This window comes from Fulvivirga sp. (assembly GCF_040220315.1).
In the GTDB taxonomy this organism is placed as follows: Bacteria; Bacteroidota; Bacteroidia; order Cytophagales; family Cyclobacteriaceae; genus Fulvivirga.
The window spans coordinates 1-9,748 of the sequence record NZ_JAVJUY010000273.1 but is presented as its reverse complement, the minus strand read 5'-3'; the positions used below and the strand labels follow the sequence as shown (position 1 = coordinate 9,748).

Here is a 9,748-nt window from a genome sequence, read left to right as displayed (position 1 = left end):
CCTTAATAAGCAAGGTATTGTAAACTTTCAAAACCTTCCGCCTTCCTTATTGTTGATTGAACATGCATTTATTGACATTACTGGTGGATTGCGCCTTGTTTATTCTAATATGGATGGTGCAGGCCATTGTTTACCCCAGTTTTTTATATATGGAGAACAATCAACTGGCCAAATGGCATAAAAAGTACAAAAGCAGAATTTTTGTATTTGTTTTTCCATTAATGACTACCCAGTTAATAGGCCATTCTTATTTATTTTTGGTTTCGCTAAGCAACTTACATCTGATCTGTTTACTGTTAGTTACTACTTCCTGGATTATTACTTTTTTTAAAGAAGTACCATTTCACAATCTAATTAGCGTTAACAGGCATCAATTAAACACATTACAAAGCTTAATTAATTGGAACTATCCACGATCCATTGCCTGGTCGTTGGTTTTTCTTACAAACATCATCATCTATTTAACGAAATGATATTAACACTAAAATTAGCAGCCCTTTATAATGTTATCTGGGGCGCCTGGGTAGTACTTTTTCCTAATCATTTCTTTGAACTAACAGGGATGCAGCCGCTTAATCAGCCTATGATTTGGCAGGGCATGGGCATGGTTATAGGAGTGTATGGCTTAGGGTATTGGTGGGCTAGTAGTAACCCTATCAGGCATTGGCCAATTGTTGCTGTAGGTATGTTAGGTAAAATTTTTGGGCCACTTGGTTTTATTTTTAATTATGTTACTGGCCAGGTTCCATTTGAATTTTTCTACACTTTAATTACTAATGATTTTATTTGGTGGATTCCTTTCGGCTACATTTTATTTAAGGTACATAAAGATACAAAATGGGCGCTCAATTAAGAAAATACAATCTATATGCTATGGTTGGCTTCTATTTATTTGCTGGCGCTAACCACTTTTTTAATCCGGAGTTCTACTTACCGCTAATCCCTGAATACTTTCCTTTTCCGCATGTCATAAATTATGCTAGTGGTTGTGCAGAAGTGTTGTTAGCCATTTTGCTTTTTCCAAGGAGGTTTAGAAAGTTAGCTGTTTACTGTATTATCGGTATGCTCATATGTTTTATTCCTGCACATGTGCACTTCATTATTATTGGCAGCTGTATAAATGATGGACTTTGTGTACCTGAATGGGTGGGGTGGCTGAGGCTGGTTGTAATTCATCCTCTTTTAATGTATTGGGCCTATACCAACAGGCACTAAGCCCTTTTCAAATAAATCATAAAGGTAGTGCCTTCCCCAACTTTAGAATCGTAATCGATTGTTCCGCCAATTAATTCTGTATACATTTTTACGATACTTAGCCCTAAACCTGTAGATTGTTCACCACCCGTGGGTTGGGCACTTAACCGCTGAAACTTTTTAAACATGTTTTTTTGATCGGCAACCGTAAAGCCAGGCCCTTTATCCTTTACTTTTATTACGACCTCATTAGTATCAGCGTTTTCGGCAGAGAGGGTTACGGTTGTATTTGCATTTGAAAACTTAATTGCATTAGATAGTAAGTTATCCAATATCTGATCTACAAACACAGCATCACCGAGAATCATCAATTCCTTTTCGCACTCAAAATTTAATCGAATATGTTTCTTTTCAGCGCTACTCTTATATTCACTCTTTAAATCATCAAAAATTCGCTTCACATTTACCGGCTCATTTTTAATTTTAGGTTGCAAAGTTTCAACAGCTTCGGCATCAAGTATTTTGCTAATCATCTCCCTTAGCCTCAATGATGATTTAATAATTTGATTAATCAGTTCTTTCTGGTCTTCCGCCAATTTTTTGTTTTCAATTAGAAATATTTCGGCAAGCCCTGCTATTTGATTGATTGGAGAACGAAGATCGTGCGCTAATACACGAATGAGGTTATTCTTTTCATCATTCATATCTAATAATTGCGCATTAGCCTGTTCAATTTTAAGCTGTTGCTGCTCTATTTTTTTCTTGTTTTCCTCCAAATCTTCCAATGCATTTTTCTTGCCCTTGTATAATCGGTAATAAAATAGAGCTACGATTAATGCACCCACAAAAAGACCAACAAACCCAATATTAATTAGTCTGCTAAACTGGTCTTGTAATGCCCTATCAGTCAGCACCTTATTTTGTAATTCTTTCTCCTTTGTCAGTAGTATAATCAGCTCATCAGCGTTTACATTTTCACCAACAGAAATATTCTTGATGATTTTGTAAATGTCGTTTTCAATGTGATTGCCCACTATATCATCTTTGATGGAAGCAAAATAGGTACTAGCCAGGTATTCATTAAAAATAGTCGCCCAGTCGCTTACTTTTGGCATTATTAAACCATAACCCAACCCTTTAATTGGATATAAATTTTGTCTGAAAATAGGTGTTGTTGGGTCGTTTTTAAGCGCCATGAGATAAAGTGGCAAATCAACATAGCCAAATGCATTTTCTCGTGACAATATGTTTTCAATAATTGGTTGATTGCTCGATATATAATCTATCTCAAAGTTATAACCAAGGTCTTTTAAGTATTTGAGTTGCTCCTCGTAAGTGGTGGCCTCAACGGTTATTGCTGTGAGGTTTTTAGAATACTCTTTAAAATGGTCTTTATCTTCAAAAATTGGCACATCAGATCTGGAGATCATCACAGCCACATCCGACATGTAAGGGTGCGTAAACTGTACTTTCTTTAATCGGGTTGCTGTAATGGATAGTGCTGACACACCAAATTCGCCATTATGATCACTTTGGCTTATATAATCATAGAACTCTTTAAAACTGTTGGAATTAATCCAGTGAAGCGTGAGATCAACGTTGTGGGTGAGCTTAAGGTATTCTTTAAAACCTTTAATGAGTTCAGCTTCAATGCCTTGCATGTTGCCTTCATCATCTTGATAAATGAATGGCTTGGAAATGTTCCAGTAGAGGTCTATTGTGCCTTCCTTATTTTTCTTAACCTCCTCCCACGACACGTCATGTGCGTGCATTGTAAGGATTGAAAAAGTAAAAACAAGAAGAAGTAAATAGTACTGTTTGGGCATTTAAATAGAAATATTCAAACATGAATATAACTAATTACAATCAACTGTTCCTTAGTCTAGGAACAATTTTTTAAAAAATCAAAGTGATCATCATTGCCTAAAAAAAATAGCCTCTCAATCAAAAATTAAGAGGCTATTTAGGTTAGTCCTGTTATCTATTACTTCAAGCTGTCTTAGTTGAAGGACAAACAAAGGCTGTTTTTTTAATGTCGGTTTCAGCAATGGCTTTAAAACCACCCTGTACATCAATTAAATTATGAATCCCTCTTGATTTAAGTATTGAAGCCATGATCATTGAACGATATCCACCCGCGCAATGCAAGTAATATTCCTTCGATGCTTCAAAGTCATTCATGTTTTTGTTTATGAAATCAAGTGGTGAGTTTACTGCATTTTCTACATGTTCTGCCTCATATTCTGACGGTTTTCGCACATCCATCACGTTAATATCTTTGGCCGCATAATCTTCAGCAAATTCACTGGCAGGAATGGACTTAACAGTGTCAATTTCTTTTTCGGCTTGTTTCCAGGCCTTAAAACCACCTTTTAAATAGCCAAGTGTATTATCATAACCCACCCTTGATAGCCTGATTACCACTTCTTCTTCACGGCCTTCATCGGCAATAAAAATAATGGGCTGTTGTAGATCGGGAATTAAGGCACCTACCCATGGAGCAAAACTTCCATCGATACCAATAAATACTGAATTAGGGATATGGCCCTGAGCAAACTCCTGTGGTTTTCTGGTATCCAAAACCAATGCTCCTTCATGATTGGCCATGGCCTCAAATTCATCTACTGACAAAGGAACATTACCACGATCCATTATTGTATCTAAGCTATCCACACCAGATTTGTTCATCATAGCATTTTTAGCGAAGTATTGGGGGGGAGGGAGTATGCCGGTTGTTACTTCTTTAATGAATTCCTCTTTGGTCATATCTGCTCTAAGAGCGTAATTGTTCTTTTTTTGATTACCTAATAAATCATGAGTCTCTTTACTCATATTTTTGCCACACGCTGAGCCTGCACCATGAGCAGGGTAAACAATGACGTCATCTGGTAAAGTCATTATTTTATTTCTCAAGCTATCGAACAGCATTCCTGCCAAATCCTCCTGAGAAAGATCAGATTTAACTGCAAGATCAGGCCGGCCTACATCGCCAATAAACAGTGTGTCACCACTGAATAGAGCGTGTTCTTTGCCATTTTCATCGATTAGAAGATAGGAAGAACTCTCTGGCGTATGGCCAGGTGTGTGTAAGACTTTGATTTTAATTACTCCTAAATTAAATACCTCACCGTCAGTTGCTTCATGTATATCGTATTCCGTTTTTGCACCAGGACCGTACACTATCGTAGCTCCTGTTTTGTTGGCTAAATCAACGTGGCCAGAAACAAAATCCGCATGAAAATGCGTTTCAAAAATGTATTTGATTTTGGCGCCAGCTTCTTCCGCCTTTACCACGTATGGTTCTGTTTCCCTCAAAGGATCTATGATGGCCACTTCACCATTACTTTCTATATAGTAAGCACCTTGAGCTAAACAACCAGTATATATTTGTTCTATTTTCATTTTGTTAAACTTTAAATCTCACGTAAAGATAAGCCCTTTAAATAGGAGGGTATGTAACAATGGTTACAAAATTAAAGAATCTCTATTTTGTTACGATGCTGTTCAATTTTATCTTCCTTTTCAAGTTTTTTTAGGAGCCTTGAAATAACAACCCTTGAAGTGTTTAATTCCCTCGCTATTTCTGCATGCGTTTTATTTATTTCAAAACTGCCAGAAGACTGTTTCTTATCTAGCAAATACTTGTACAATCTTTCATCCAGATTCATAAAGGCCATACTGTCGATAGTATTAAGCAATTCATCAAAACGCATTTTGTAAGAACTGAAAATAAACTTTCTGAATGCCGGGTACTTCACAATCCATGAGTCTAAGTGATCCATCGGAATCATCCATACTTCTGAATCTTCCTCAGCGGTTACTTTAAATTGATTGCTTGTAGGCTCCAAGCAACAGCTAATAGACATGGCGCATGTTTCACCCCCTTCCAGATAATAAAGGAAAACATCACCTTTTTCCGGATCCTCACGCATTACCTTTAAGACTCCAGAAAGTACTAATGGAATGTACTGAGACCGGGATCCTGATTTTACCACTACTTCACCCACCTTTGCTTCTTTGAATTTGCCCAAATTCAACAGCTCAGCAACCAGGGGTGGCTCAAGCCCTGTATTCTCTAAATGTGATTGAATTTGCGTTCTATCCATCAATACTGATTTACAAGTGTAATTGTCAGGAAAACATCTTAATTTTAAAAGAGATTCCAAAGTATGCAAATAGTTAATAATAAAACTAATTATCAGTTTGAAACAATCGTAGAAGGTGAAAAGGCAGAACTGCAATATCGAATAAGAAACAACACCCTTTACTACATGCATACCTGGGTACCCGAATCAATCGAAGGTAGAGGAATAGCGAGTTCATTGGCAAAATTTGGACTGGAATACGCAAGAAGGAAGAACTATCAAATTGTGATATATTGTCCCTTTGTAGTAGCCTATGTCAAGAAGCATCCTGAATACCTTGAACTGCTAAACACTAATTATCAAACGAAAGAAAAGTTACTCCGATTATGATTTTGGCAGTATTATTAAACATTCTACTCAACTGGTCTGATAACAGGGCTGCTGACGTACCTTATTTGGCAAATGACAAGTTCAATTATGAAATTATCTACACGTTTGAAAAGAGACCACCTCCTCCTCAGGATGAGTTTGATAAGGATATGAACCGTTCAACGTATTCGCCATCACCGTTACCATATGTTAAAGTCAAATTGTTTCTTCTGTTACAGGAATCGGAAGGCATTTTAAGGTATCGAGTAGAAAACAATAAAGGCGTTGTTCTTAGAAGCAGGAAAGTGAAGGATCTGACAGAGGATTTTGTGATTGATATGGGCTTTGCCGATGATATAAAAGATCGAACAGGAGCTCATGAGTTTTTCATTTATTTCTTAAATGATGATAAAAAAGAGGTGGCCAAACTCATATTCTTCTTTACTGAGAAAGGAAATTTGTTTGTGAACGGACAAGAGCGCGGTAAGATATAATTGGCAAGACATTTGCAATAACTTTTATCGAGGTTGTTGTTTGAGTTTTAAATCCCGGTTTTCCTTCATGGAGCCGGGATTTTTTAATTTAAAGCCTTTGTGCATTGGATAATATGGCAAACCTTTAATCTTTGCATTCGTAATCTTACAAGACTTTAAAGACCAAAATAATACCATCTATGCTTCGAAGAGCGTTTGTTCTAATCTTTACACTTTTTACTCTTTCACCTTCATTCAGTCAAAAACCACATAATGATAATGCTGCCGAAATACTTTTGAAGCTTAAAAAGCTTAATTTCTTAGGCACAGTATTATATGTTGCGGCTCACCCTGACGATGAAAATACAAGGTTAATTGCATATATGAGCAAGGAAAAGCTGGCAAGAACAGCCTATCTATCATTAACAAGAGGTGATGGTGGACAAAACTTGGTAGGCCCGGAAATTAGAGAAGGATTAGGCATTATAAGAACTCAGGAGTTACTGGCTGCACGTAGAATTGATGGTGGGGAGCAGTTTTTTACCCGTGCTAATGATTTTGGTTATTCTAAGTCTACAGAAGAAACCCAGAAAACCTGGAATAGAGAACAGATACTTGAAGATGTAGTGTGGGTGTACAGAAACTTTAAACCCGATGTGATTATCACACGCTTTCCACCTGATGAACGGGCAGGACACGGGCACCATACCACATCCGCCATATTTGCAGCTGAAGCATTTGATATGGCAGCTAACAAAGACCATTATCCGCAACATTTAGAGTTCACCGAAACCTGGCAGCCAAAAAGACTTTACATGAATACAGGACCATGGTGGAGCCCAGATATAGATGAAAACACGCCAGGGGTAATTACTGTAGACATAGGTGGGTATAACACACTATTGGGCACGTCCTATTCAGAACTTGCCGCATTAAGCCGCTCACAACATAAATCACAGGGTTTTGGATCTACTGGCAGCCGAGGTTCAAGGTTCGAATTTTTAGAGCATGAAAAAGGCGCAAAAGCCGAAAAAGACATTTTTGAAGGTATTGATACAAGCTGGAAAAGGGTAGAAGGTGGGGCTAAAATCGAGAAAATGATTAGCGACATAATTAAAAATTATAAACCCACTCAACCTGCGGCCAGTGTAGAGTCACTTTTAAGGGTACGAGATGAGATCACTTTGCTTTCTAATGAACATTGGAAGAACGTAAAAATTAAAGAGATTGATGAAATCGTAAAATCAATGCTTGGCTTATACCTGGAGGCTAAGGCTGATGATTATGCAGTGGCTCCTGGAAGTAAAGTTAAAATTGACGTTGAGGCGATTAACCGATCTGCCATTCCTGTAAAACTAGAGCGTGTATCATTCGATCATTTGAAAGATACGTTAATGGCTAATAACTTAGCTGATAATCAGCTTTTTGAGTTTGAGTCAAGTGTTACTATCCCCACCGATTGGAAATACAGCCAACCTTATTGGTTAAGGGAAAAAGGCACTTTAGGTACGTATAAGGTGGATAATTTAGCACTTAGAGGTAAACCCGAAAACCCTTCAACCATGGATGTAACATTTGCAGTTGACGTGGCAGGACATAAATTGCTATATACTTCACCGCTAATTTACAAATGGAACGACCCCGTTGAAGGCGAGCAGTACAGGCCTTTTGAGATTATCCCAACAGTTGTGGCAAGCATTCCTGAGTCTGTTTACATATTTAATGGTGAGGCAAGTAAGAATATAACTGTGATTGTAAAATCAGGTGCTGATAATGTAAGCGGACAACTGAAACTTGATTTACCTAAAGACTGGGATGTAAACCCTGCAACTGTAGCTTTAACACTTGCTAAAAAAGGTGATGAAATATCTTTTACCTTTGAAGTGACACCACCTAAAGGTGAAGTTGTTACCGAAATAAGAGCGGTTGTCACAATTGGTGATAAGGTATTTGATCAAAACCTGCAAACCATTGAATATGATCATATTCCTACACAAATTTTCCTTACTAAGGCCAGTGCTAAAGCTGTGAAAATGAATATCTCAAAATATGGAAGCACTATAGGATATATTCAAGGAGCGGGTGATGCCGTACCGGCCAGTTTACGAGAAATTGGGTATGAAGTAACAGAAATAGCTGAAAATGACATTTCGCCTGTATCTGTTGAAGCTTATGATGCCATTATTTTAGGTATAAGGGCACTTAATACCAATGAGCGATCAGATTACTACATGCCCATATTACTGGATTATGTTGAAAAAGGAGGTACGCTAATCATTCAATACAATACTTCTCACAGGCTAAAAACCGAAAAAATAGCTCCTTATGAATTAAAACTATCAAGAGATCGTGTTGCGGAAGAAGATGCCCCTGTTGAGGTTTTGAAACCTAAGCACCCCGTAATGAATACGCCAAACGAGATAACAAAATCAGATTTTAATAACTGGGTTCAGGAAAGAGGATTATATTTTCCGAATGAATGGTCTTCCGAGTTTGAGGCAATCTTATCGAGCCATGATGAAGGCGAGGAAGCCAAAGAAGGTGGGTTGTTGGTGGCAAAATATGGAAAAGGGTATTACGTTTATTCTGGCTATTCATGGTTCAGAGAACTGCCTGCAGGTGTACCTGGTGCCTATAAATTATTTGCTAATTTGGTTTCATTAGGTAATAACCCTTCTGACAAACCTTCTAAAACGCAATAATGACTGAACAGGAAAAGCCTCCTTTTTTAAAAAAATGGAAGAACATCTATTGGCTGCTCATGGCTAATCTGGTATTTCTGATTATACTTTTTTATCTGTTTACACGCCATTTTTCATGAATATTATAGATTGGATTGTTCTTTTTGGTACGCTCATTTTTATTGTTGGCTATGGCGTATGGAAAACTCGCGGCCAGAAAAGCATAGATTCATACTTAAGAGGTGGTAATGATACAAAATGGTGGACCATAGGCCTATCTATAATGGCTACGCAGGCAAGTGCTATCACATTTTTAAGTACACCCGGGCAAGCTTACACCGATGGAATGCGGTTTATCCAGTTCTATTTTGGTTTGCCACTGGCCATGATAATCATCTCTGTATTTTTCTTGCCCATATATTATAAGTTAAAGGTTTATACCGCTTATGAGTACTTAGAAACGCGTTTTGACCTAAAAACGAGAATGTTAGCCGCCTTAATATTTTTGGTTCAAAGGGGCTTAGCAGCTGGAATTACAATATATGCACCGGCCATCATTCTATCATCACTCTTGGGCTGGCGATTGGGTTACACCACAACAATCATTGGTGTTTTAGTCATTATCTACACAGTTTCAGGTGGTACCAAAGCGGTTACACAAACACAGAAACAACAAATGGCGGTAATGATGGGCGGGATGATCACTGCCGGCATATTGGTGATTCTATCTCTTCCGCCCAATGTTGGGTTTGTAGATGCGATGCATGTAGCCGGTAAGATGGGTAAGTTGAACGTAGTTAACTTTGAATTTGACCTTTCTGACCGCTACAATTTTTGGTCGGGTATGACAGGAGCTGTGTTCTTATTTCTATCTTATTTCGGAACGGATCAATCACAAGTGCAGCGATATTTGTCTGGTAAGTCGTTGTCAGAGAGTAGGTTAGGA

Annotated in this window: 10 protein-coding genes; 7 read left to right on the top strand and 3 right to left on the bottom strand. The window is 37.8% G+C overall.

Going from position 1 to position 9,748, the window contains the following annotated elements:
* The 3 genes from RLO81_RS13725 to RLO81_RS13715 form a co-directional block, all read left to right on the top strand.
* Positions 1–181 (top strand): hypothetical protein (locus tag RLO81_RS13725; RefSeq protein ID WP_350112620.1); only part of this gene is annotated, 181 nt, incomplete at its 5' end.
* A 288-nt stretch (positions 182–469) separates the two neighbouring features.
* Positions 470–853: an alkyl hydroperoxide reductase gene (locus RLO81_RS13720; RefSeq protein WP_350112618.1), complete on the top strand. Its 384-nt coding sequence runs from the start codon at positions 470–472 to the stop codon at positions 851–853.
* Complete coding sequence (locus tag RLO81_RS13715; protein ID WP_350112616.1) at positions 838–1,215, top strand: DoxX family protein; 378 nt, start codon at positions 838–840, stop codon at positions 1,213–1,215. Before RLO81_RS13720 ends, RLO81_RS13715 begins: the two co-directional genes overlap by 16 nt.
* Here RLO81_RS13715 and RLO81_RS13710 read toward each other — a convergent pair.
* The 3 genes from RLO81_RS13710 to RLO81_RS13700 all read right to left on the bottom strand — a co-directional run bounded on the left by RLO81_RS13710 (position 1,212) and on the right by RLO81_RS13700 (position 5,300).
* Complete coding sequence (locus RLO81_RS13710; RefSeq protein WP_350112614.1) at positions 1,212–3,020, bottom strand: ATP-binding protein; 1,809 nt, start codon at positions 3,018–3,020, stop codon at positions 1,212–1,214. The two genes, RLO81_RS13715 and RLO81_RS13710, sit on opposite strands and share 4 nt — an antisense overlap.
* A gap of 163 nt (positions 3,021–3,183) precedes the next feature.
* Positions 3,184–4,596, bottom strand: coding sequence for an MBL fold metallo-hydrolase (locus RLO81_RS13705; protein ID WP_350112612.1), 1,413 nt, complete (start codon positions 4,594–4,596; stop codon positions 3,184–3,186).
* A 71-nt stretch (positions 4,597–4,667) separates the two neighbouring features.
* A complete protein-coding gene (locus RLO81_RS13700; protein WP_350112610.1) occupies positions 4,668–5,300 on the bottom strand; it encodes a Crp/Fnr family transcriptional regulator in 633 nt (210 codons plus the stop codon).
* A gap of 63 nt (positions 5,301–5,363) precedes the next feature.
* Here RLO81_RS13700 and RLO81_RS13695 point away from each other — a divergent pair, with 63 nt between their 5' ends.
* The 4 genes from RLO81_RS13695 to RLO81_RS13680 all read left to right on the top strand — a co-directional run.
* A complete protein-coding gene (locus tag RLO81_RS13695; RefSeq protein WP_350112608.1) occupies positions 5,364–5,669 on the top strand; it encodes a GNAT family N-acetyltransferase in 306 nt (101 codons plus the stop codon).
* Positions 5,666–6,142 carry a hypothetical protein gene (locus RLO81_RS13690; RefSeq protein WP_350112606.1) on the top strand — a complete coding sequence of 159 codons (477 nt, stop codon included), beginning with the start codon at positions 5,666–5,668 and terminating at the stop codon, positions 6,140–6,142. The genes RLO81_RS13695 and RLO81_RS13690 overlap by 4 nt, the downstream gene beginning before the upstream one ends.
* Before the next feature lie 179 nt (positions 6,143–6,321).
* Positions 6,322–8,823 carry a PIG-L family deacetylase gene (locus RLO81_RS13685; protein WP_350112604.1) on the top strand — a complete coding sequence of 834 codons (2,502 nt, stop codon included), beginning with the start codon at positions 6,322–6,324 and terminating at the stop codon, positions 8,821–8,823.
* 115 nt (positions 8,824–8,938) lie between these two features.
* Positions 8,939–9,748 (top strand): sodium:solute symporter family transporter (locus RLO81_RS13680; RefSeq protein WP_502880454.1); only part of this gene is annotated, 810 nt, incomplete at its 3' end.

What these genes read in the sequence shown, in the direction of transcription:
- RLO81_RS13690 (WP_350112606.1), top strand. Translation starts at nt 5,666, where the DNA reads ATGATTTTGGCAGTATTATTAAACATTCTACTCAACTGGTCTGATAAC.
- RLO81_RS13685 (WP_350112604.1), top strand. Translation starts at nt 6,322, where the DNA reads ATGCTTCGAAGAGCGTTTGTTCTAATCTTTACACTTTTTACTCTTTCA.
- RLO81_RS13695 (WP_350112608.1), top strand. Translation starts at nt 5,364, where the DNA reads ATGCAAATAGTTAATAATAAAACTAATTATCAGTTTGAAACAATCGTA.
- RLO81_RS13700 (WP_350112610.1), bottom strand. Translation starts at nt 5,300, where the DNA reads ATGGATAGAACGCAAATTCAATCACATTTAGAGAATACAGGGCTTGAG.
- RLO81_RS13720 (WP_350112618.1), top strand. Translation starts at nt 470, where the DNA reads ATGATATTAACACTAAAATTAGCAGCCCTTTATAATGTTATCTGGGGC.
- RLO81_RS13715 (WP_350112616.1), top strand. Translation starts at nt 838, where the DNA reads ATGGGCGCTCAATTAAGAAAATACAATCTATATGCTATGGTTGGCTTC.
- RLO81_RS13710 (WP_350112614.1), bottom strand. Translation starts at nt 3,020, where the DNA reads ATGCCCAAACAGTACTATTTACTTCTTCTTGTTTTTACTTTTTCAATC.
- RLO81_RS13705 (WP_350112612.1), bottom strand. Translation starts at nt 4,596, where the DNA reads ATGAAAATAGAACAAATATATACTGGTTGTTTAGCTCAAGGTGCTTAC.